We start from the raw sequence: 20,145 nt of genomic DNA, 5'->3' as shown, positions 1-20,145 counted from the left end.
AACTCAGCGACTCCTCTGTACCTTCGGGCGCCATGAGCCAGATGCTGCGTTCCCTCACCCTCCGCACACCCCGCCGGATGCTCAGCAAGGTCCCCGAGGTCACCGTGTGGTTCTGGATCATCAAGATCCTGTGCACCACCGTCGGCGAGAGTTTCGCCGACTGGATCAGTACCACGGTCGGCCTGGGTCTGAGCGTGACGGCGCTGATCTTCACCGTCGCCCTGGGCATCGTCTTGAGCTTCCAGTTGATCCTCGACCGCTATCTGCCGAGCGTTTACTGGCTGGCGGTTGTCGTGCTGAGCATCACCGGCACGCTCTACACCGACCTGCTGACCGACAAGCTGCACGTACCGCTGGCGTTCAGCACGGCGGTGTTCGCGGCGATATTGGCCGTCGTCTTCGGGGTTTGGTATGCCCGGGAACGCACGCTGTCGATCCACACCATCGTCACGACGCCGCGCGAGTTGTTCTACTGGCTGGCGGTGCTGGTCACCTTCGCCCTGGGTACCGCCGTCGGCGACTGGACGCTGCAGCTCACCGGCTGGGGCCCGGGCACCTCGGTGCTGCTGCCAGCCGCGCTGATCGCCTCGATTGCGCTCGGCTGGCGGATGGGCGCCAACCCGGTGCTGTCCTTCTGGCTGGCCTACATCCTGACCCGCCCGCTGGGCGCCAACCTCGGCGACTGGCTGGCCTGCGCACCGGCCAAACACGGCCTGGGCTGGGGACCCGCGATCACCAGCGCGATCTTCCTGGCCGCGATCCTCGCCACGGTCGGGTATCTAACGGTCAGCCGCAGCGACGTCATCGGCGGCGAAAACCCCACCCGTGCAACGACTGTCAGCACCACGCCGGCGCGGGAGCGCCTGATGCTGGGCTACTATACGGCAGCGGCCGTTGCCACCGGCGCACTGTTGCTCTGGGCCGGCCATGGCCACGAAGGCGGCGCTGAAACCGACGAGGAATCGGACTCGGCGACGACTTCCGCGATCACCGCCCCCGCGCAGCCCGGGCAGCCAGCCTCAGCCTTCCCACCGGCCGAGGTGGCCAAATTCCGATCCATCACGCAGGACACGCTGTCGAAGTTGCAGTCCGGCGATCAGGCCGGCGCCAAGGCCCGGATCAAGGACCTCGAAACCGCATGGGATGACGACGAGTCCAAGCTCAAGCCGATCGACCAAAACGCCTGGCACACCCTCGATAAGCAGATCGATGGCGCACTGGCCGCCGTGCGGGCCCCGATGCCCAACCCGGTCACCGAGAAGCAGCGCGTGACCGCATTGTTGAGCGCGCTGCAGTAGTACGGTCCGTGCTGATGGCACATTCAGGCCGGACGCCGACACTGCTACACCCACGCGCGTGGAGCATCTCGGCGCGCTCGGCGTTGGTGTCGGCGACGGTCATTCTGGTGGCGCTCGTCATGGCCGGCGCGATCCTGCTGCTGGTGTTGTACTTCGCGCTGGTCTCGGCCGCTGACGACGCGGCGGCGAGTCGGCTGCGCGACATCGCCAAGACGCTGCAGTCCGAAGCCACCCCAGACATCGATCCACCCCTGCTGGCCACCGACCAACGCATCGTCGCCGTCCAAATCTTCAACGGCGCAGGGCATTCGGTGGCTTCGTCGAGTTCCACCCCCGAGCCGCCGATGATGACGCTCAACGCGATCGCAAGCACCCCGCGGATCGGAATCACCGGCGCGGCAGTGCGGATGCACGACGTCCGGGTGGCCGCGCAGTCACTCGAGACGCCGACGGGACGTTACGTCGTACTCGTCGGGGCCGGCACCGACGACGTGGAAGCCACCGTTTCCACCGTGGCGATCGGGCTGGCCGCGGCCGCGCCGTTGGTCATCGCGGCGGCGGGCGTGGCCACCTACATCCTGGTGCGACGGTCGCTGCGCTCGGTGGAAGCGATTCGCTCGCGGGTCGCCGATATCAGCGCCTCCGATCTCGCCGAGCGGGTGCCGGTGCCACCGCAACGTGACGAGATCTTCACGCTGGCAACCACAATGAACCAGATGCTGTCGCGGCTCGAATCCAGCCAGGCCGTCCAGCGCCGGTTCATCGCCGACGCCTCCCATGAACTGCGTAGCCCGCTGTCCACGGTGATCTCGGCACTCGAGGTCGGCGTCGCCCACCCCGACCTGCTCGACGATCGGCTCGCCGCTGACACGCTGCTGCCGGAAGCGCGTCGGATGCAGGCGCTGGTGGAGGACCTGCTGCTGCTCGCCCGCGCCGACGAACGCGGACTCGCGCTGCGCCGCACGGACACCGACCTCGACGACCTGGCCCTCGCCGAGGTCGCCCGGCTGCGGCGCGAGACGAGGCTGGACGTGCACGCCGAACTCGCTCCGACGCGGCTGGTGGGGGACGCGAGCGCCCTGGCGCGCGTGCTGCGCAACCTGCTCGACAACGCGGCACGACATGCGACGTCGCGGGTGGAGGTGACGGTCCGTCCCGAAGGCGGTCAAGCCCGGCTGACCGTGGCCGATGATGGTCCCGGGATCGCGCCGGCCGCCCGCAAACGAGTGTTCGAGCGGTTCGTGCGGCTGGACACCGACCGCTCCCGCAGTGGTGGCGGCACTGGACTGGGCCTGGCAATCGTGTTCGAAATCGTGGCCGCGCACGGCGGTAGCGTGCACATCGACGACCGACCCGGCGGCGGCACCGCGGTGGTCGCTCAGCTTCCGCTGGTCGCCGCGACGCCGGCGTCCTCGCCGGCCTCCAGTCGATAACCGACCCCGCGCACCGTTGCAATTGTGTTAGTGCCGAACGGCAAATCGATCTTGCGCCGCACATAGAAGACATAGACCTCGACGAGGTTGTCGTCACCGGAGAAGTGCGGATCCCAGACGTTGTGCAGGATGTCGGTCTTGCTCACCACGGTGCCTTTGTTGCGCATCAGGTAGTGCAGCAGCCCGAACTCGCGCGGTGTCAGCGCGATCGTGTCGTCGTTGCGGCGCACGATGCGACGCGCCGGGTCCAGCGACAACGTGCCGGCGGTCAACACCACCGGGCGGTGCGGGGCGCCGCGACGAACCAGTGCCCGCAGCCGCGCGACCAGCACGATGAACGAAAACGGTTTGGTCAGGTAGTCATCGGCACCCAGGTCGAACGCGTCCGCCTGCTCGTAGTCGCCGTCTTTGGCGGACAGCATCAACACCGGTGTCCACACCTGGGCGGCGCGCATGCGCCGCACCACCTCGTAGCCGCTGAGCCCGGGCAACATGATGTCCAAAATGATGGCGTCGAAGCGGTGCTCGGTGGCTTCCCACAGGCCGTCGTCACCGTTGTCGGCGGTCGTCACCACACAACCCTCGGCGCGCAGGCCCATCGTCAGCGTTGCCGCCAGACGCGGTTCGTCCTCGACGACCAGCACCTTCACCCGCTCGGCTCCTTCTTCAGCGGCGCGAGTCCGGTAGACCCCTGGCCATCATCTTGCACCTGCTCGTCAAGGCCACGGTGGCACGAGAACGCTGAGAAGGCGCTTAGGACGTTCTCATCGTCAGGCACACAGCTGACCCATAACGAGTCTCAGCGACTTCTCAACGGGGTTCGGCAAGGATGAAACAGACGCGGTCCGCACATCGACAGGTGATCACCCATGAGCGATATGACGAAGCATGCATTGAGCAAGGTACCGGCAGTGACCCTTGGCTTTTGGGTCATCAAAGTGCTGGCGACGACGCTGGGCGAGACGGGCGGCGATACCGTCACGATGACGCTCGATTGGGGATATCTGGCGGGCGTGGCCCTGTTCGGCGGCACGCTGATCGCGCTGGTGGTCGCTCAGATTCTGGCCAAGCGCTTCCACGCCGTTCTCTACTGGCTCACGATCGTCGCCTCGACGACCTTCGGTACCGTGCTGGCCGACTTCGCCGACCGCTCGCTGGGGATTGGTTACGCGGGCGGCTCGCTGCTGCTGCTGTTTTTGCTGTTGGCCACCCTCGGGCTCTGGCACTGGTCACAGGGAACGGTGTCGGTGAACACCGTCTCGACACCGAAAGTCGAAGCGTTCTACTGGGCCACCATCACCTTTTCGCAGACCCTGGGCACCGCCCTCGGCGATTGGCTCGCCGACGACGGCGGCTTGGGATACGAGGGCGGTGCGCTGGTGTTCGGTGTCGCGTTGCTCGTGGTCGCGGCCCTGTATTTCTGGACGAGCATCTCGCGCGTCACCTTGTTCTGGGTCGCTTTCATCCTGACTCGGCCGCTCGGCGCGACGGTCGGCGATTTCCTCGACAAGCCCGTCGACCACGGCGGCCTGAACCTGAGCCGCCCGCTGGCTTCCGCGGTGCTCGCCGTCGTCATCATCGTCCTGATCATCGTGCTGCCGCAGCGGCCGGGCCGGCATCCCGGCGTGGAATCGGCGCAGGCGGAGCCGGTGGCTGATTAGTTCCCGCTGCCGGTGCCGAGGAGTTCCGGGCAGTAAGCACTAGCCGCGGCGTGGGCGAACCGAGCGGCTTTGGCCATGGTGACGGCCGGGTTGAGATCTTTGATGTCGCGGACGATGTCAAGCTGCGAGGTCCCTGAGTTAGCCAGATCGGAGACCTTTTGGCCCGCTTTGATCGCCCGGTCCGGGCTCGGATAGGTGATGCCCGCGTTAGTGAGCGCGGCGAGAAACGCATCGTCGGTGGGATCGGCGTGAGCGGTTGCGGCGAGGCCGATCATGGCGACGGCGCTCGCCAGAAGCGGGAAGGCTTTCATCGGTCCCCTAACCCGCGGCCGGTGGGCGCCCGATGACGCGGGGGCGGAACCCGTAGATGGGGTCGGCGAATTCGTCTTCGGGTGGCCCGGGGATGCCGGCCAGCGGCACCCCGGGACCAACTGCCCCAACGTCTTCCAGCACCATTGGGGTGGCGGCGCCGAAGCCGTGGTAAGCCCCGGCCCCGATCCGGGTCGTGGTGGCAACGGCGCTGACCGTCGCCCCGGCGGCGGCCCAACTCGGCGGGGTCGACAAGGCTCCCACCAGGCCGGCCTCGCCCAGGGCCGCCGATGCTGCCGCACCGGGCAGGCTCGTGGTCGATGACACCGCAGCGACGCCGACCAGGCCGGCGGCCAAATCCTCCAGCCCCGACGTGGTTGCGCCCACCGCACCCAGGCCGTTGATCGTCACCGCCGAATCGATGAATGCCGTCGGGTTCAGGATCCCATTGGTGGTGAAGGCGTTCGACAGGCCCGAGACGGAGGGGTTGTTGAGGAAAGCCCCGAGCAGGTTCTGGTTGGAGTTGCTGAAAAGGTTCATGATGCCGGCCAGGCCCTCGGTGGACGTATTCGAATTGGGCGAAAGGCCAAGCCAATCCCAGATATTGGTCGCCTGAGCCACCGCCGGAGCCGCCAGGGCATTGCTGAGCGCGTCGGCCTGCAGGGCCGTCGCGCCCGCGGTGGTTTCGGACCGCGGTTGGCTGAACGGCGTCATCTCGCTGGCCACGCGCGACGCGCTGGTGTAGCTGGTCATTGCCGAGGCATCCTGTGCCCACATCTCGCCGTATTGGGCTTCGGTGGCCGCGATGGCACCGGTGTTCTGGCCGAAGATGTTGGTGGCCAGCAGGTTTGCCTGCAGCGTGCGGTTGGACGCGACCACAGGTGGTGGCACCGTCGCGGCAAACGCCGCCTCATATGCGGCAGCGGCCGCGTTGGCCTGCGCACCGGCCTGCTCGGCCGCCGCCGCCGTTGTCGCCAGCCACTCGACATATGGTTGGACAGCCGCCACCATCTTCGCCGACGCCGGGCCCAGCCAGCCCTCACTGACCAGTGAACGGATCACCGCGTCGTAACTGGTTGCCGCCGAACGCAATTCAGCAGCTATCGCGTTCCATGCCGCCGCGGCGGCCAACATCGATCCCGCGCCGGGGCCGGCGTACATCTTCGCCGAGTTCACTTCCGGCGGTAACGCCCCGAAATTCAGCATGACATTTCTCCTGAAGTCTCTTAACCGGCAGCCGGCGGACGCGGGATGACGACGGGGCGAATCCCGTACCTGGGAATGGAGCGACGTAACCGGCGGCCGTTACCGCCCGGCGGTCCGGCGACACCACCCGGGCCGCCCGCCGCGGACGAGCCGATATCACTGAGCCCCGTGACCGGCGCCGCCGCTTGAGCGGGGGTGATGTTGGCGGCGGAGACCCAGCTATGTGGTACCGAAATCGACCCCACCAGATGCGCGTTGGCCATCCGGGCCGATGCACCGGACGAGCCGCCCAACGAGACGGTGTTGGATGCCAGCGCGGCAGTCCCGGCGCCTTCCGCGCCGAAGCCGAACTCTTCCAGACCCGACATGATGGTGGCGCTCGATCCCATGGCACCCGCACCGACCGCCGACGCCAGGATGGTTTGCGGGTTGAACGGACCTCCGCCGAGCGAACCGGTGATGACCGAGTTGCTGAAAAAGGTGCTCCCTAGAAAACTTCCGAGCGCGCTGTTGTTCGACCCGTCCAACAGACCCGTCAGGTACTCGGTCAAGGACCCTTGGGGCGCCGCGACAGCAACGGCAGTCGCGTCGACCGCTTGGGAGACGGCCTTATTTTGTCCGGCCGCCGCGTCGGGGGCGGTGTTCGTCTGCGGCGAGGCGAACGGCGTCAGCTGTATCGCGGATCTCGTCGCCATGGCGTAGCCGTTCATCGCTGCGGCATCCTGCGCCCACATTTCGGCGTACTGAGCTTCGGTCGCCGCGATCGCCGGTGTATTTTGACCGACGATGTTGGTAGACAACAGGTTTGCCAGCAGGACGCGATTGGCCGCCACGACCGGCGGGGCCACCGTCATCGCGAACGCAGCCTCGAAAGCGGCCGCGGCCGCGTCGGCGCGCATCCCGGTCTGCTCGGCCTGCGCGGCGGTGGTGTTGAGCCACGCAATATAGGGCGCAGCCGCGGCGACCATCGCGGTCGATGACGGACCGTTCCAGGCCGCGCCGATCAGGTCGCCGATCACCGAGCCGTAACCTGCTGCTGCCAAGCGCATTTCGGATGCCAGCCCGTACCAGGCGGAGGCGGCCGCCAGCAACGGCCCGGATCCGGGGCCGGAATACATTCTGATCGAATTGACTTCCGGCGGTAACGCCGCAAAATCCAGCATGGTTCCCCTTCGGCGCCTAACGCAAAGACCGCGCACCGGTAGCGGCGCGATGGTCGTAGCGGCTATTGGGTTTCATCGGTGGTCTCCGTAGTAGGCGTCGCGGCGCGGGTGGCTACGCCCCGCGTGGGCGGATGCTGCACATGGGTCTTCCGGCCGGCCGCCGAGCGGACAGTCGCAAATCGATCCGGCCCCGCGGCGAGCGAAAATCGTTCCGCGTGAGCAGTCCTCCCGATGTTGCTCACAGCGCCCGAGGCTACTGATTCCTCGCTGAGTCATCGCTGAGGAATTATTGGAATATGGCCTGTATCAGCTATTGACTGTCGCCGACAGCCTGTGTGACCGTCCGCGCTGGAATTTCTACGGCATTTGCTCAGCCCGTTCGACGGCTCCGCAACGTTGGCCGGTCCGGCTAACACCGCTGCGCCATCGAGTCGCTCACGCGTGGCCGCGGGCCGACCCAGGCCTCATTCGTCGCCTCGCCGAGGCGGGAACCCCGCACTACACTTGGCGCGCATGGCGGCGGTCAGGCCGATCCCCGAGCTGCGCGAGACGACTCCGCGCGGGACCGACCTGCCTGATTTCAGGTCGAAGGACGAATTTCCTTATCATCCAACGCTTTTAGAGATCGCTCAACGACAGCAAGAGCTCGACGTCTGGGAGGCGCTGCAGGTTGGCGGCTACCGATTCGCCAAACCGGGCACGATCATCAGCTTTCTGGCCTCCGCCGTCATGCTGGTTCTCGCACTCACGCCGATCCCGCCGAATTGGCCATGGAACATTCCGCTGGTCATCGTGGCCATCTTCGGCGCCGTGGCCATGGTGGTCTGTGGCCTGTTGTGGTTCGACACTCCCAAAGCCGGCCCCCGCCCGGAGCGGCTGACCATCGTGGCGTTCTCACGAGCAGAGAACCTGCACCTGATGAACGCGCAACCCGCCGAGCCGTACCTCGCGGTCTGCACCTGCCCCGGCTGCGGCGACGAGTCCAACCATCTGGTTCGCCAGCCCGTGGAGGGTGAGCCGGAATGGTCGACGGCCATTCGACAGTGCCGCACCTGCGGGCGCGAGTGGGCGCAGAGTTAACTCCCCCGCTGCAGCTGACCTAAAGCAAACCCGCAGAACATATTTCACGCAGTCGGCGACCCGGCGATGGTGACTATGCGCAACGCTCGGGCTCGGCCTCGCACAGCGGCGTCGCACCGCGGAAACGGTAGCGGTGCGACGAAAACCACCGGTAGATGCCGTTCTGCACCGCCCCGACGCCGGGGAGCCGATAGACCCACAGCGGGACGGAGGTACCCAGCGCGGCCGACAGGGCCGCGTTCATTGCGTGGGCCCCGGCCAAGACCACACCGGAAGAATCCACCCACCAGGCGGATTCGAGCATTCGGTCGTCGGTGACGCCGAGTCGCTCGGCCATCCCTGGTGTCTGCATCGGTTCGACGCGCAACATGCCGGTCCGGTCCCACCGAACCAACGCGTTGACCGCCCGGGTGCACACCCCGCACCGGCCGTCAAAGACTAGAACGCCGTGCATCCTTCGATTGTAGTTCCCGACGCACTAGGCACAATCGGTGCAAATGGGCCGCCCCGAGATAGACAGGATCATCCGGTGCCGGTGCTGGACCAGGAAGCAACTCGTGCAGGTGAATTCGTCGGAGCGCTGCGGAATAACCGTGACGGCGAGTTCCTCACCGGACAGATCCGCGCCGGGCAGCTCGAAGAAATGCACATCGTTGGGGTCCTCGTCGACAACTGCCGTGGACGATCCCGACAAGCTCGGATCCAGTTGGCGTAGTTCGGATTCCTGGCCGTCGGTGTCGGTCACGCGACGTGCGTCGTAATCGCTTGCGGTCTTCATGGGCATACCCTTTCCTGCAAAGTGGCGGGATGACGCACGTCCGATGTACTCCCCCGTGGCACAGTCGTTACCCCATTTCGCGGCGCCCCACACTGTGGCAAATCTAAGAAAATTGCCTGGACGACAATTCGGTGTGTGGACACCCGTTTCTCCTTGTCCACCGGGCGGTGTAGTCCATCCCGACTCCTCACGAACCATGGTGTGGATTACTACTATTCACGTCGAGCGGACGCCTACGGTTCACGATTTGGACGCTCGCAGCAGCGCGCCTACACGTTCAGGGCGGCTCAAAGGACCGTGTCAGGCGACCCCCAGGCGGGTATGCCGCAGCGATGAATGCTCCCGCTGTCCTGTTCGACGTGGACGGAACCCTGGTCGATTCCACCTATCTGCACGTCTATGCGTGGCAACGCGCCTTCGACGCCGAGGGCCTCGCGGTCGCGGCGTGGAAGATCCACCGAGGCATCGGCATGGACGGCTCGACGCTGGTGCGCACCCTGTCCGGCGATGCCCCGGCGGATGTGCAAGAGCGGCTCAGCGATGGGCACAGCCGCTACTACCGCGAGGTCTCTGGTCTGCTCGCACCACTGCCCGGTGCGCGAGAACTGCTGCACCGGGTCGCCGAGCTGGGCCTACAGGTGGTACTGGCCAGCTCGGCGCCCGAGGACGAACTCGAGACGCTGCGCAAGGTGCTCGACTGCGACGACGTGATCTCAGCGACGACGTCATCCCACGACGTCGACACCGCCAAACCCGAGCCGGGCATCGTGCAGGTGGCGCTGGACCGGGCCGGGGTCACCGCCGAGCAAGCGGTGTTCGTCGGCGACGCCGTCTGGGATGCCCACGCCGCCAAGGCTGCGGGAGTGCCGTGTATCGGCGTGCTCAGCGGTGGTGTCTCGGATGCCGAACTGCGGGCGGCCGGCGCAGCACCGATCTTCGACGACCCACAGGACCTTCTCGATCATTTGAACTCCACCCGCGTCGCGGCGCTCGCGCGCAGCCGCTGATCTACATGCCGCGGGTACGCAACGCCAGCGGCAACGCCCACCAGAAGAAGGTGAACAGCGTGAGCGCACACGCTCCGGCAATCACTCCCGCGGTCGTTCCGGCCACCGCGACAAAGATGATGGCCGTCACTCCGGTCAGCGCCAATCCCAGCAGCGCCAGCCCGGCGAAGGCGCACCGGTGCGCGGCCTTCACCAGCACCTGCAGGCGATGCCGCCGGAACAACAGCCGGTGGATGCCGACCGGGGCGATCAGCAGCACCGTCGCCCCCACCGAACATCCCACCGTCACCAGATAGGCGATCCGCATCCGTTGATCGAGCACATCGAACCGCTGCTGAAACGGAAGCGTCAGCAGGAAGCCGGTGAGCAACTGCACGCCGGTCTGCACCACCCGCAGTTCCTGCAACAGGCTGTTCCAGTTGCGGTCCAGCCGCTCGATTTCGGTCTCACCGCGCTTAACGCGGTCCCACCGCTGGTCGTCTTCCGGGTGGTCGACATCCATAGCGGCGAACGTCAGTGGTTGAGTTTGCCGTCTCGCACGCCGGTCAACGCGTCGTCGAGCGTCGGATACAGGGGGAACGTCTTGTCCAGACCAGTGAGGTGGATCGGGCGCCGGGTCGCCGGACCCCGCGCGACCACCCCGAACTCCGCCGACTTGCCGAGTTTCTCGTAGGTCGCCGCGAGGATCTTCAGCCCGACCGAGCCGAGGAACTCCACCGCGGACAGGTCGATGACCAGCGCCGTCGGGCCTTCCGCGACGACCGCACCGATAGCTTGCTCCAGGGCCGGAGCGGTGACCAAATCGATTTCACCGCTGACACTGACCACGGACACGCCATCGTGGTCCGCAACCAACGTGGTAATCGAATCAGGAGCTGACAATGGCGATCCTTCGTCTGGGCCTTGAGTGTGGTGCAAGCCTAACCTGCCTTGCGAACTGCGAGAAGAAGAAGACCTCAACACCTGCCCCGCGTCAAACCAGGCTAGTCTCCCCATAGAACCTGCGCACTGCGGAGCGCGACGCGGCACACGGGAGGCCAGATGTCAGATTCCAGCAGCACCGGCACCACCGCAAGCATCTCCAGCGAAGGTCTACTTCCCCAGCTAGTGCAGCACTTGCGGCAAAATCGCACGGTTCTGCGCGAGGAGTGGGCCCGAAGAATCACCGAGGCCGAACTGCTCACCGCGATGACGCCCGAGGAACTCTTCTCCGAGGCGACCGCCGTCTATGACAACTACGTCGAGGTGCTTGAAACCGGTAGCGTCGAGGCGCTGCAGGCCTACGCCCGCGACCTGTCCGAGCGCATCATCCCCCGAGGGGTGGAAACCGACGAGGTTCTCGGCATCGTGCTGCTGCTGCGTGACGTGCTGGCGCGCTCGCTGTTCGAGAAGTATCAAACCGAGTTCGAGATGCTCAACCGGGTGCTCGACGCCTATGAACCGGCCGCCAACCGCATCGCCAACACCGTGGGCGTGTCCTTCGTGCAGGAGCGCGAGCGCATCATCCGCCAGCAGCAGGAGGCGATCCGCGAGCTCTCCACGCCGGTGCTGCAGGTGCGCGAGCAGCTGCTGATTCTGCCGATCATCGGTGTGCTGGACAGCCAGCGCGCCCGCCAGGTCACCGAGCAGCTGCTGCGAGCCATCCGCGCCAACCGCGCGAAAGTCGTCGTCATCGACATCACCGGTGTGCCGACCATCGACTCCACGGTGGCCAACCACCTGGTGCAGACGGTCGACGCGTCAGGCCTGATGGGCGCCAGCGTGATCATCACCGGTTTGTCCTCGGAGATCGCCCTGACGCTGGTGACGATCGGCCTGGATCTGTCGAAGATGAATGCCGTCGGTGACCTGCAGGGTGGAATCGAAGAAGCCGAGCGGTTGCTCGGCTACGAAGTCACGCGCACCGGCGAGCTGACCGGGTGAGCACCACTGACACGAGCCCCGCATGCCAGTACCCATCCTGAAACAGGGCTCGATCCTTATCGCCTCCGTGCAGGCCGCACTGACCGATTCCGACGCCGAACGACTGCGGTATGACCTGATGGAGCGGGTCAGCCAATTCCGCGCCCAGGGCATCATCGTCGATGTCACCGCGATCGACGTAATGGATTCCTTTGCGGCACGTTCACTGCGGACGATCGCCCACATGACCCGGCTGCGCGGCGCCGACACCGTGATCGTGGGTTTGCAGCCCGAGGTGGCATTTGCGATGGTCCAGCTGGGACTTGCGTTCGACGACATGAACACCGCGTTGGATCTCGAAGAAGGCCTCGCGCTTCTGAATCGCCAACGGGGAGTAGGGAAGCCGACGATCGGGCGCGACGGTGGCGGGTGACATTGTCGTCGCTATCAACAATCCCGACGACATCGTCGCAGCCCGCAAAGCCGGTCATCAGCTCGCGCTAGAACTGGGGTTCTCGCTGACCGACGTCACGATGATCTCCACGGCAATCTCCGAAATCGCCCGAAACATCACCAGCTACGCCGGCCGCGGCTCGGTGCGGGTCTGGGTGGCCCAGCGCGACGGCCGCAAGGCGCTGGTCGTTCGCGCCGAGGACGACGGTCCGGGCATCGCCGACATCGAGCGGGCTATGGAGGACGGTTACTCGACCGGGCGCGGGCTGGGCATGGGCCTGCCCGGGTCACGGCGCCTGATGGACCGGCTGATCGTGGAATCCGCACTCGGCAAGGGAACCGTCATCGAGATGTGGAAGTGGGTTCCCGACCGTGCGTGAAAACGGACGGCTAGGGCCTATCGAGTGGGCGAACGCGGGGCGCCCGCTACCCGGCGAGCACACCAGCGGCGACCGAAAAATCGCGGTCGCGATCGGTGACGACGCCGCTCTGTTCGGTGTGGTCGACGGCCTCGGCCACGGCCCCGCTGCCGCCAGCGCCGCGATGCGCGCCGTCGAAACGGTCCAGCGGGCCCCCGGCGAACGACTCGAGGTCTTGATCCAGCTTTGCCACCGGGTGTTGGGTGGGACCAGAGGAGTCGCGATGACGTTGGCGCGGGTGGATTTCGGGGCGAAAACGCTCACCTGGACCGGAGTCGGAAATGTCAGCGCCCACCTAGTCTCCAAGGATGTGACCGGCGCGCACATCCGGTCCAGTGCGCGTCTGGCCGCCGGCATCGTCGGCTATCGCATCCCGGAAATCCGGCCCGCTCAGGTGGTACCACTGCGCGTCGGCGACTTGATCGTGCTGGCCAGCGACGGCATCACCGAGGATCACCTGGACCATATCGACTTCGCCGCGTCGGCCATGGTGATCGCCGACCACATTCTGGGTAAGCATGCGAAGGAGACCGACGACGCCATGGTGCTCGCCGCGCGTCACCGGGGAGCCTCGCAATGACCGATGCAGACGATTTTCACGCCCAGTATCTCGGCGCGCTGCGCAGCTACGTGGACGCGCGCGACGACAACGTCCTGGCCGTCGCCCACGATCTCGGACGCCGGGCATTGCAGCAACAAATCAGCATGCTCGACATCATCGAGAACCACGTCCGGCTGGTGCTGGAGATGTCCAAGGACATCCAAGTCGACGCACCGGTCGCGCTGGAATTCCTGCTGCAGACCCTGGCGCCGCTCGACGTCGCGACTCGCGGATTCCTGGACGGCACCAAGCGCTACGCGGAGCAGCGGGCTCGTGCCGACGGGCTGGCCGACCGCGACAAATTCCGTACCGCCCTTGTGAATTCGTTGCAGGAGGGCTTCTTCGTCGCCGATCACGAGGGCTCGATCATCGAGATCAACAACGCCTTCATCGACATCCTCGGCTACCCCACCGAGGGCTTGCCCTACCGCTGGCCGCACCCATGGCTGGTCGACAAGAAGACGGCGCGAGAACACCAGTCCCGGGTCCGCAGCGAGGGCGGGACCCAGTACGAGACACCAATTCGGCATCGGGACGGACACCTGGCCTGGGTGATGGTGAGCATCAATGCCGTCAAAGAATCTGAAACCGCCGAAGCGGTCTACGTGGGCACGATTCGCGACGTCACCGCGGAACGGGCATTCGCGGCTCGCGAGAGTGCGGTCTTGCGCTTGGCCACCGCGGTGGCAGTGGCCAAAAGCGTGGCCGAACTGCTGGCGATCACCCTCGACGAATGCCGCACGGCGATCGGCGTCCAGCGTGTGATCGCCGTGACCTGGCCGGGCGGCGACGGCGAACCGACGGTGCAGGTGGCGGGCGAACCCGCCGTGACCACCTGGCGCGGACTGGATCCCTGGTTGCGTGACACCTTTCAGGATGCCCGCCAGCAGCTCCCGCTGACGGCCAAAACCGTTGAGCGGACCAATAAACCCGGCAAGGCGCAGGGATTGGTCGCGGTGCTATCCGGCACCGGAGACCTTGCCTTGTGGCTGGAGCTCGGCGCACCGCGCTGGCTCAGCGCGGAGGATCGGCTGTTGGTCACGGTGCTGATCGGTCATCTCAGTCTGGCCATGCAGCATGTACGCCAATTCGAAAGTGCCCGTGAGACATCGCTGACGTTGCAGCGCGCGATGTTGCCGCCCATCGAGTCGCCGCCGGGTTTCGCGATGCGCTACGAGCCCGCCGTCCCGCCGCTGGAGATCGGCGGCGACTGGTACGACGTGCTCTCGATCGGCGATCACCGCATCGGCATCGTCGTCGGCGACTGCGTGGGGCGGGGCCTGCCCGCCGCGGCGATCATGGGTCAGTTGCGCAGTTCGGCGCGCGCGCTGCTGATCAACGGCGCTGGCCCCGCAGTGGTGCTCGAACAACTCGACCTGGCGGCTTCGCTCATTCCGAATGCGTACTGCACCACTGTTTTCCTGGCGATTCTGGACACCGAATCCGGCATCTTGGAGTACAGCAATGCCGGGCATATGCCCGCGGTGCTTGCGGGACCCTCGGGCAACACGGTGCTCACCGACGCCCGATCGGTGCCACTGGCGGTCCTTCGAGACGAACCTCGCCCGCAAGTCTCCCGGCGGCTGCCGTCCGGCTCGACGCTGATGGTGTTCACCGACGGACTGGTGGAACGCAAACACGAGGCGCTCGATGACGGAATAACCCGCGCCGCAGACGTTTTGGTGGAGACTAGGACGTTGCCGTTGGACGCCGTCGCCGATGCGGTGCTGCGCGAGTTGGCGCCGGCGGGCGGATACGACGACGATGTGGCGATGGTGATCTACCGGCACCAGCAGGCACCGCTGCGGATAGAAACGCACGCTATCGCAGACGAACTGGCCAGCATCCGGCATCGGCTGGCCGACTGGCTCAGGGCCGCTGATGTCCCGGACGAACTCGTCGATGACATCGTGCTGGTCATTAACGAGGGATGCACCAACTGCGTTGAGCACGCCTACCGCGGACATGGCCTCGGGTCAACCTTGCTCGAAGTCAAGACCGTGGACGGCCAGGTCCATGCCCGCATCACCGACCGCGGTTCCTGGAAACCGCCGGCGATCAACCCGGGCAACAGCGGACGCGGCCTGATCCTGATGCGGGCCATCAGCGACATGATGCAGATCGACAGCAGCCCAACCGGAACGGTCGTGGACATCACCTTCCGGCTGCCCGCAGCACCCGCCGGCGACGACGACTGGTCCGGCGGCCGTTAGAAAGGGCACCGTTTGCCATGACCCCAGCCGTGGTATGTCCAACGACGTGACCCGCGCGTCGATCAGCATCGAACCCGCCCTGCCGGCGGCACACGGCCCACTGTCGACGGCCGTGCACCGGGCGCTGGCCGGGCCGTCATCCGTAGACCACCTCGCGCGGATCGGTTCGTCGGTGGGCGATTCGGATCCGTACGGCCTCGACCTGCAACTGGCCCTGTGCATGTGCTACGAGCTGCACTACCGGGGTTTTGCGGGCGTGGATCCCGCCTGGGAATGGAATCCCGACCTGCTGCGACTGCGCGGCGAACTCGAGCGTGCCTTCCTGGCGGGTGTACGTCGCGATGTCGGCCCGATCGAACCCGACCGGACCGCGACGGCGGAGATGGACGCGATTTCCGTCGAACCCGTCGACGGCACCGGGCCGTCCTACTATCTGCGCGACACCGGGACCTGGCAGCAGATGCGCGAGTACTTCGTGCACCGATCGATGTATCACCTCAAGGAGGGCGATCCGCATGCCTGGGCCATCCCGCGGCTGACGGGCGGCGCCAAGGCGGCATTCGTGGCGATCGAATTCGACGAGTACGGCGCCGGACAGGGCCACCGCGTGCACCAACAGCTCTTCGCGGACCTGATGGCGGCGGCGGATCTGGACACGACCTACCTGGGGTATCTGGACGCCGTGCCCGCCGAAGCGCTTGCGGTGGTCAACCTGATGTCGCTGTTCGGCCTGCATCGTCGGCTGCGCGGCGCGGCGATCGGACATTTCGCCGCCACGGAGATCACGTCGTCGCCCGGTTCGCGGCGGATGGCTCAAGCGCTGGAGCGGATGGATGCGCCACAAGCGTGCGTCGCGTTCTACCGCGAACACGTCGAGGCTGACGCCGTGCATGAGCAGGTGGTGCGCCACGACGTGGTGGGTGATCTCATCGCCCGCGAACCGGAGCTGGACCGCGACATCGTGTTCGGGATGCGGGCGCTCGCCGCGGTCGAAGATCGCCTCGCCGACACCATCCTGACAGCCTGGAAGCAGGACCAGACCTCGCTGCGGCGACCGCTCAATTAGGCCTCAATCAGACTTGGTGTTAACGCCTTCGACGTGCCGACAGCGACGGTGACTGGTGTCGCACAACGGGTATTCGCGACTGCGCCCACAGGTGCAGATGGCCACCATGAACCGGTCGGATTCGACGACCCGGCCGTCGTCGACTTCGATACGCACCGGACCCGGTAGCAGGATGGGCCCCTTGGGGACCACACGTACCCGCGTGCCGGTCATCGCTTGTCCGCCCTGATCACCACCAGGTCCTCCTCCCGGCAGCCCTGCGGCACCAGCCCGATCTGCTCCAGCCAACGGGCACGCTGGGTTAACACGGGCCCGAATGGAATACGTTCGGAGGCAACAACATCGGCGTTCAACCCGGTAGAGCGCAAGTAGTCCAGCGAACGGTGGATGCCGGCCAGGGCCGACTGGACCAAGAGCAGGGATCCGCCATCGCACAACAAATCTGATGCCGCAGCGCAAAGCGGGTCCAGCACCCGCCGGCCGTCCCGGCCGGCATTCCACGCCCATGACGGCCCTACTCCCGGCGAGACCATGTCGATGTCGTCCTCCGGTGGGGTCGGCACGTAAGGCGGGTTGGCCACCACCACCTCGAACGGTTCGCATCGCAGGGCGGCGATCCACGAGCCTTCCCGGACATCGATATCGACCCCCGCGACGTCCGCATTGCCCAGGGTGGAATTCACCGCGTGCGGGCAGATATCGAACGCCGTCACACTGGCACAACCCATTTCAGCCGCGGCAATCGCGGCGAACCCGCTTCCGGTACACAGATCCAGGACCCGACGACCCGGAATCAGGCCACTGTATTGCATTGCGCGAACCAGCAATCGGGAATCGGCTTGTGGCTGATACACGGTCGGCTCAACTAGAACGTCGGCGGTAACGGGGTACGTGCTCGTCAACGGCGGGCCTTTCGCAACATCGCCGTGGCGATCACGGCATTTCGTGGGTAATGCCCACAAACAATGCGTTAAAACGCCTCACCCGCCTGGCGAGACCTAACCCGTTACTGCGTGCGCGATCTGCTTGATCAGCGTGGAGCAGAACGCCGGCAGGTCCGACGGGGAACGGCTGGTGATCAGGTTGCCGTCGACGACGACCTCCTCGTCGACCACGTCCGCGCCGGCATTGCGCAGGTCGGTGCGAATGCTCGGATACGAGGTGAGTTTGCGCCCGGCGACCACCCCGGCCTCGACCAGCGTCCACGGCCCGTGGCAGATGGCCGCAACCGGCTTTCCCGACCCGACGAAGTCGCGAACGAACGAGACCGCGGTCGCGTCGTTGCGCAGTTTGTCGGGGTTCACCGTGCCGCCCGGCAATACCAGTCCGTCGAACTCCTCCACCGAGGCATCCGACACCGCACGGTCGACCGTGAATCGCCCGGCGGGCTCGAGATCATGCTCGCGCGCCTGGATTTCGCCGGCCTTCAGCGAGAGGACCTCGACGTGCGCGCCCGCTTGCTTGAGGGCCGCGCGCGGCTGCTCGAGTTCGACCTTCTCCACCCCGTCGGCCGCCAGAATGGCGATCGTCTTGCCTTGCAGTTCGTTTGCCATCGTGTTCTCCTTCACGGTTAGACGGCGTAGGCTGCGCCGTTGCTTGTGGTGCGTAACGCCGTGTAGAGGTCCACCGCTGCGATTCCGGTAAGAGCCACACCGGCAACGGCTCCGCGCCGTCGACGTCCGCGTTCGCGGCGCGCCACTCCCACCGCCAGCAACGCCAGGTCCAGCACATCACCGGCAACCCGAGTCCACACCAGCCTGGCGGGGCCGCCCAACAGGGCTGCGCCATGGCCACATTCACGCACGCCCAGCGCCCGGATGACTCGGCGTGTCAGCCTGGTGTCATCCACCCCCGCGAGGGCGGCGACCTTCCCGGGCGCCACGATTTCGCTCAGCCCGAGGCCGAAACTGGCTCCGCCGAGGCCATTCACCAACGCCGTGGTCGTCTTGCCGGATGAATCGGTCATGGGTACCTCCCTTGCGTAACGCCGGCCCGAATACCCTTGCCGGAAAACATCAAACGCGTGCCTAAGACGATGCCGCGCGCAATGCGTTCAGCAAGGGTTCGGCCGCTTCTTTGAGAAATAGATCTTGTGTCTGCCCGCCGATCTGGATGAGCGCGATATCGGTGAAGCCGGCTTCCCAGTACGGCCGCACGGCGTCCACGATCGCGTCCAGGTCCGGCCCGCACGGAATGGAATCTGCGACGTCTTCGGGTCGCACGAATTGAGTCGCGCCGGCGAAACCGGCCGGGGTCGGCAAGTCGGCGTTGACCGCCCAGCCACCGCCGAACCACCGGAACTGGTCGTGGGCGCGTGCGATTGCGGCGTCGCGGTCAGGATCCCAGCACACCGGAATCTGCCCGACCACCCGCCCGCCCTCGGCTCCATTGGCGGCCTGCCGGGTGGCATGCCAGGAGTCAACCAGGTCCTTGTCGGGCTGCACCGCGATCAGGTGGTCGGCGAGCTTGGCGAAGTTCTCGACACTGCTGTGGCCGCTCATGGCCACACCGATGCCGACCGGAACGTCGGGCAGATCCCACAGCCGCGCGGAGTCCACCTGGAAGTAGTCACCACGCCAGCTCACCAGCCGGCCGCCGAACAGCTCACGAATGATTTTGATGGCTTCGCGAAGCATGTCTTGGCGCCGTTCGGCGGTTGGCCAGCCCTTACCGACAACGTGCTCGTTGAGGTTCTCCCCGCTGCCCAGCCCCAGGGTGAACCGCCCGTCGGCGAGAATCTGCACGGTGGCGGCCTGCTGAGCGACGACCGCGGGGTGATACCGCATCGTCGGGCAGGTCACGTAGGTGTACAGGTCGACTCGCTCGGTCGCGTGTGCCACCGCGCCCAGCACCGCCCAGGCGTTGGGCGCGTGCCCCTGTGAGGTCAGCCACGGGGAGAAGTGATCGCTGCAGACCTCGAAGTCGAACCCGCGCTGCTCGGCCGAAATCGCGTACCGGACAAGGTCTTTGGGTCCGCTCTGCTCGGTCATCAAGGTGTAGCCGAACTTAGTCATAACAGACCGAGTACCCCCGGCCCACGGACGCAAACGACGGCTAAAGCCGGTCTTTGACCGCCGCCGATAGCCGGGAGCCGTCGGCCTTGCCGCCCGCGATCGCGGTCGCGGCCTTCATGACCTGTCCCATCTGTTTCATGCTGGGGCGCTCGCCGATGGCCTCAGCAACTTGGGCGATGGCGGTGTCGACCACGTCGGCTATCTCCGCCTCGGTGAGCGGCGTGGGCAGATACTCGTCGATGATCCGCGCCTCGGCATGCTCGTTAGCAGCCAGCTCGCCACGGCCGTTCTGGGTGTAAATCTCGGCAGCCTCACCGCGCTTGCGGGATTCGCGGGCGAATACCTTGAGGATTTCGTCATCGGAGAGCTCCCTGGCCTCCTTGCCGGAAACTTCCTCGGTCTGGATAGCGGCCAGCAACATGCGTAGGGTCGCGGTCCGCAACTTATCCTGGGTCTTCATCGCCCCGGTGAGGTCCGCCCGAAGCCGGGCTTTGAGTTCCGCCATGCTCAGAGACGCTACGCGCCCAGACTGTGCAGGCCAG

Annotated in this window: 25 protein-coding genes; 11 read left to right on the top strand and 14 right to left on the bottom strand. The window is 66.1% G+C overall.

Annotated features, from left to right (window positions below):
• Window positions 1-32 precede the first annotated feature (32 nt).
• Together AAHS21_RS08640 and AAHS21_RS08635 are read left to right on the top strand one after the other, a co-directional pair.
• Window positions 33-1,298: a hypothetical protein gene (locus AAHS21_RS08640; protein ID WP_342927272.1), complete on the top strand. Its 1,266-nt coding sequence runs from the start codon at window positions 33-35 to the stop codon at window positions 1,296-1,298.
• A gap of 14 nt (window positions 1,299-1,312) precedes the next feature.
• A complete protein-coding gene (locus tag AAHS21_RS08635; protein WP_342927271.1) occupies window positions 1,313-2,731 on the top strand; it encodes a HAMP domain-containing sensor histidine kinase in 1,419 nt (472 codons plus the stop codon).
• On the opposite strand, the gene AAHS21_RS08630 is transcribed toward AAHS21_RS08635, so the two are convergent.
• A complete protein-coding gene (locus AAHS21_RS08630) occupies window positions 2,677-3,381 on the bottom strand; it encodes a response regulator transcription factor (RefSeq protein WP_342927270.1) in 705 nt (234 codons plus the stop codon). The genes AAHS21_RS08635 and AAHS21_RS08630 overlap by 55 nt on opposite strands.
• A 219-nt stretch (window positions 3,382-3,600) precedes the next feature.
• Between AAHS21_RS08630 and AAHS21_RS08625 the strand changes: the two genes are divergently transcribed.
• A complete protein-coding gene (locus AAHS21_RS08625; RefSeq protein WP_342927269.1) occupies window positions 3,601-4,392 on the top strand; it encodes a hypothetical protein in 792 nt (263 codons plus the stop codon).
• Here the strand turns inward: AAHS21_RS08625 and AAHS21_RS08620 are convergent.
• The 3 genes from AAHS21_RS08620 to AAHS21_RS08610 are packed head-to-tail and all read right to left on the bottom strand — an operon-like array spanning window position 4,389 to window position 7,070.
• Window positions 4,389-4,703, bottom strand: a complete 315-nt coding sequence (locus AAHS21_RS08620) for a DUF732 domain-containing protein (protein ID WP_342927268.1) — start codon at window positions 4,701-4,703, stop codon at window positions 4,389-4,391. The genes AAHS21_RS08625 and AAHS21_RS08620 overlap by 4 nt on opposite strands.
• Window positions 4,704-4,710: 7 nt before the next feature.
• Complete coding sequence (locus tag AAHS21_RS08615) at window positions 4,711-5,907, bottom strand: PPE family protein (RefSeq protein WP_342927267.1); 1,197 nt, start codon at window positions 5,905-5,907, stop codon at window positions 4,711-4,713.
• Between the two features lie 20 nt (window positions 5,908-5,927).
• Complete coding sequence (locus tag AAHS21_RS08610; RefSeq protein ID WP_342927266.1) at window positions 5,928-7,070, bottom strand: PPE family protein; 1,143 nt, start codon at window positions 7,068-7,070, stop codon at window positions 5,928-5,930.
• A 513-nt stretch (window positions 7,071-7,583) separates the two neighbouring features.
• Here AAHS21_RS08610 and AAHS21_RS08605 point away from each other — a divergent pair.
• On the top strand, window positions 7,584-8,150 hold the full coding sequence (locus AAHS21_RS08605; protein WP_342927265.1) for a hypothetical protein: 567 nt from the start codon (window positions 7,584-7,586) through the stop codon (window positions 8,148-8,150).
• 73 nt (window positions 8,151-8,223) lie between these two features.
• Here AAHS21_RS08605 and AAHS21_RS08600 read toward each other — a convergent pair whose 3' ends face one another.
• Window positions 8,224-8,604 carry a DUF393 domain-containing protein gene (locus AAHS21_RS08600; RefSeq protein WP_342927264.1) on the bottom strand — a complete coding sequence of 127 codons (381 nt, stop codon included), beginning with the start codon at window positions 8,602-8,604 and terminating at the stop codon, window positions 8,224-8,226.
• Between the two features lie 24 nt (window positions 8,605-8,628).
• Window positions 8,629-8,928, bottom strand: a complete 300-nt coding sequence (locus AAHS21_RS08595; RefSeq protein WP_342927263.1) for a DUF4193 domain-containing protein — start codon at window positions 8,926-8,928, stop codon at window positions 8,629-8,631.
• 332 nt (window positions 8,929-9,260) lie between these two features.
• Here AAHS21_RS08595 and AAHS21_RS08590 point away from each other — a divergent pair, with 332 nt between their 5' ends.
• A complete protein-coding gene (locus tag AAHS21_RS08590; RefSeq protein ID WP_342927262.1) occupies window positions 9,261-9,935 on the top strand; it encodes an HAD family hydrolase in 675 nt (224 codons plus the stop codon).
• 1 nt (window position 9,936) lies between these two features.
• On the opposite strand, the gene AAHS21_RS08585 is transcribed toward AAHS21_RS08590, so the two are convergent.
• Together AAHS21_RS08585 and AAHS21_RS08580 are read right to left on the bottom strand one after the other, a co-directional pair.
• Window positions 9,937-10,437: a DUF6328 family protein gene (locus tag AAHS21_RS08585; protein ID WP_342927261.1), complete on the bottom strand. Its 501-nt coding sequence runs from the start codon at window positions 10,435-10,437 to the stop codon at window positions 9,937-9,939.
• A gap of 11 nt (window positions 10,438-10,448) precedes the next feature.
• The gene (locus AAHS21_RS08580) at window positions 10,449-10,817 is read right to left on the bottom strand and encodes an STAS domain-containing protein (RefSeq protein ID WP_342927260.1); all 369 of its coding nucleotides are present in this window, start codon (window positions 10,815-10,817) and stop codon (window positions 10,449-10,451) included.
• A gap of 159 nt (window positions 10,818-10,976) precedes the next feature.
• Between AAHS21_RS08580 and AAHS21_RS08575 the strand changes: the two genes are divergently transcribed.
• From AAHS21_RS08575 to AAHS21_RS08550, 6 genes are read left to right on the top strand one after another with little or no spacing between them, the layout of a single operon-like run.
• Window positions 10,977-11,858, top strand: coding sequence for an STAS domain-containing protein (locus AAHS21_RS08575; RefSeq protein WP_342927259.1), 882 nt, complete (start codon window positions 10,977-10,979; stop codon window positions 11,856-11,858).
• A gap of 22 nt (window positions 11,859-11,880) precedes the next feature.
• Window positions 11,881-12,270, top strand: coding sequence for an STAS domain-containing protein (locus AAHS21_RS08570; protein WP_342927258.1), 390 nt, complete (start codon window positions 11,881-11,883; stop codon window positions 12,268-12,270).
• On the top strand, window positions 12,260-12,670 hold the full coding sequence (locus tag AAHS21_RS08565) for an anti-sigma regulatory factor (RefSeq protein ID WP_342927257.1): 411 nt from the start codon (window positions 12,260-12,262) through the stop codon (window positions 12,668-12,670). Before AAHS21_RS08570 ends, AAHS21_RS08565 begins: the two co-directional genes overlap by 11 nt.
• The gene (locus AAHS21_RS08560; RefSeq protein WP_342927256.1) at window positions 12,663-13,289 is read left to right on the top strand and encodes a SpoIIE family protein phosphatase; all 627 of its coding nucleotides are present in this window, start codon (window positions 12,663-12,665) and stop codon (window positions 13,287-13,289) included. Before AAHS21_RS08565 ends, AAHS21_RS08560 begins: the two co-directional genes overlap by 8 nt.
• Window positions 13,286-15,523 carry a SpoIIE family protein phosphatase gene (locus AAHS21_RS08555; protein ID WP_342927255.1) on the top strand — a complete coding sequence of 746 codons (2,238 nt, stop codon included), beginning with the start codon at window positions 13,286-13,288 and terminating at the stop codon, window positions 15,521-15,523. The genes AAHS21_RS08560 and AAHS21_RS08555 overlap by 4 nt, the downstream gene beginning before the upstream one ends.
• A 46-nt stretch (window positions 15,524-15,569) precedes the next feature.
• Window positions 15,570-16,589, top strand: coding sequence for an iron-containing redox enzyme family protein (locus AAHS21_RS08550; protein ID WP_342927499.1), 1,020 nt, complete (start codon window positions 15,570-15,572; stop codon window positions 16,587-16,589).
• 3 nt (window positions 16,590-16,592) lie between these two features.
• Here AAHS21_RS08550 and AAHS21_RS08545 read toward each other — a convergent pair whose 3' ends face one another.
• From AAHS21_RS08545 to AAHS21_RS08520, 6 genes are all read right to left on the bottom strand, one after another.
• On the bottom strand, window positions 16,593-16,802 hold the full coding sequence (locus AAHS21_RS08545) for a CDGSH iron-sulfur domain-containing protein (protein ID WP_342927254.1): 210 nt from the start codon (window positions 16,800-16,802) through the stop codon (window positions 16,593-16,595).
• Window positions 16,799-17,491, bottom strand: a complete 693-nt coding sequence (locus AAHS21_RS08540) for a HemK2/MTQ2 family protein methyltransferase (RefSeq protein WP_342927253.1) — start codon at window positions 17,489-17,491, stop codon at window positions 16,799-16,801. Before AAHS21_RS08540 ends, AAHS21_RS08545 begins: the two co-directional genes overlap by 4 nt.
• Window positions 17,492-17,587: 96 nt before the next feature.
• On the bottom strand, window positions 17,588-18,142 hold the full coding sequence (locus AAHS21_RS08535) for a type 1 glutamine amidotransferase domain-containing protein (protein ID WP_342927252.1): 555 nt from the start codon (window positions 18,140-18,142) through the stop codon (window positions 17,588-17,590).
• A gap of 17 nt (window positions 18,143-18,159) precedes the next feature.
• Window positions 18,160-18,555, bottom strand: a complete 396-nt coding sequence (locus AAHS21_RS08530; RefSeq protein ID WP_342927251.1) for a malate dehydrogenase — start codon at window positions 18,553-18,555, stop codon at window positions 18,160-18,162.
• 61 nt (window positions 18,556-18,616) lie between these two features.
• Window positions 18,617-19,603 (bottom strand): LLM class F420-dependent oxidoreductase, encoded by a 987-nt coding sequence (locus tag AAHS21_RS08525; protein WP_342927250.1) that lies wholly within the window; start codon window positions 19,601-19,603, stop codon window positions 18,617-18,619.
• A gap of 40 nt (window positions 19,604-19,643) precedes the next feature.
• Window positions 19,644-20,108 (bottom strand): GatB/YqeY domain-containing protein, encoded by a 465-nt coding sequence (locus AAHS21_RS08520; protein ID WP_342927249.1) that lies wholly within the window; start codon window positions 20,106-20,108, stop codon window positions 19,644-19,646.
• Between the last annotated feature and the right edge of the window lie 37 nt (window positions 20,109-20,145).

This window comes from Mycobacterium sp. 050272, assembly GCF_039023525.1.
Classification (GTDB): Bacteria; Actinomycetota; Actinomycetes; order Mycobacteriales; family Mycobacteriaceae; genus Mycobacterium.
The sequence above is the reverse complement of the archived record's forward strand: the minus strand, read 5'-3'. Positions and strand labels throughout refer to the sequence as shown.

Excerpts from the sequence above, each read along its gene's own strand:
- AAHS21_RS08640 (WP_342927272.1), top strand. The coding sequence starts at position 33 with ATGAGCCAGATGCTGCGTTCCCTCACCCTCCGCACACCCCGCCGGATG.
- AAHS21_RS08635 (WP_342927271.1), top strand. The coding sequence starts at position 1,313 with ATGGCACATTCAGGCCGGACGCCGACACTGCTACACCCACGCGCGTGG.
- AAHS21_RS08625 (WP_342927269.1), top strand. The coding sequence starts at position 3,601 with ATGAGCGATATGACGAAGCATGCATTGAGCAAGGTACCGGCAGTGACC.
- AAHS21_RS08620 (WP_342927268.1), bottom strand. The coding sequence starts at position 4,703 with ATGAAAGCCTTCCCGCTTCTGGCGAGCGCCGTCGCCATGATCGGCCTC.
- AAHS21_RS08615 (WP_342927267.1), bottom strand. The coding sequence starts at position 5,907 with ATGCTGAATTTCGGGGCGTTACCGCCGGAAGTGAACTCGGCGAAGATG.
- AAHS21_RS08610 (WP_342927266.1), bottom strand. The coding sequence starts at position 7,070 with ATGCTGGATTTTGCGGCGTTACCGCCGGAAGTCAATTCGATCAGAATG.
- AAHS21_RS08605 (WP_342927265.1), top strand. The coding sequence starts at position 7,584 with ATGGCGGCGGTCAGGCCGATCCCCGAGCTGCGCGAGACGACTCCGCGC.
- AAHS21_RS08600 (WP_342927264.1), bottom strand. The coding sequence starts at position 8,604 with ATGCACGGCGTTCTAGTCTTTGACGGCCGGTGCGGGGTGTGCACCCGG.
- AAHS21_RS08595 (WP_342927263.1), bottom strand. The coding sequence starts at position 8,928 with ATGAAGACCGCAAGCGATTACGACGCACGTCGCGTGACCGACACCGAC.
- AAHS21_RS08590 (WP_342927262.1), top strand. The coding sequence starts at position 9,261 with ATGAATGCTCCCGCTGTCCTGTTCGACGTGGACGGAACCCTGGTCGAT.
- AAHS21_RS08585 (WP_342927261.1), bottom strand. The coding sequence starts at position 10,437 with ATGGATGTCGACCACCCGGAAGACGACCAGCGGTGGGACCGCGTTAAG.
- AAHS21_RS08575 (WP_342927259.1), top strand. The coding sequence starts at position 10,977 with ATGTCAGATTCCAGCAGCACCGGCACCACCGCAAGCATCTCCAGCGAA.
- AAHS21_RS08570 (WP_342927258.1), top strand. The coding sequence starts at position 11,881 with ATGCCAGTACCCATCCTGAAACAGGGCTCGATCCTTATCGCCTCCGTG.
- AAHS21_RS08555 (WP_342927255.1), top strand. The coding sequence starts at position 13,286 with ATGACCGATGCAGACGATTTTCACGCCCAGTATCTCGGCGCGCTGCGC.
- AAHS21_RS08545 (WP_342927254.1), bottom strand. The coding sequence starts at position 16,802 with ATGACCGGCACGCGGGTACGTGTGGTCCCCAAGGGGCCCATCCTGCTA.
- AAHS21_RS08535 (WP_342927252.1), bottom strand. The coding sequence starts at position 18,142 with ATGGCAAACGAACTGCAAGGCAAGACGATCGCCATTCTGGCGGCCGAC.
- AAHS21_RS08530 (WP_342927251.1), bottom strand. The coding sequence starts at position 18,555 with ATGACCGATTCATCCGGCAAGACGACCACGGCGTTGGTGAATGGCCTC.
- AAHS21_RS08525 (WP_342927250.1), bottom strand. The coding sequence starts at position 19,603 with ATGACTAAGTTCGGCTACACCTTGATGACCGAGCAGAGCGGACCCAAA.
- AAHS21_RS08520 (WP_342927249.1), bottom strand. The coding sequence starts at position 20,108 with ATGGCGGAACTCAAAGCCCGGCTTCGGGCGGACCTCACCGGGGCGATG.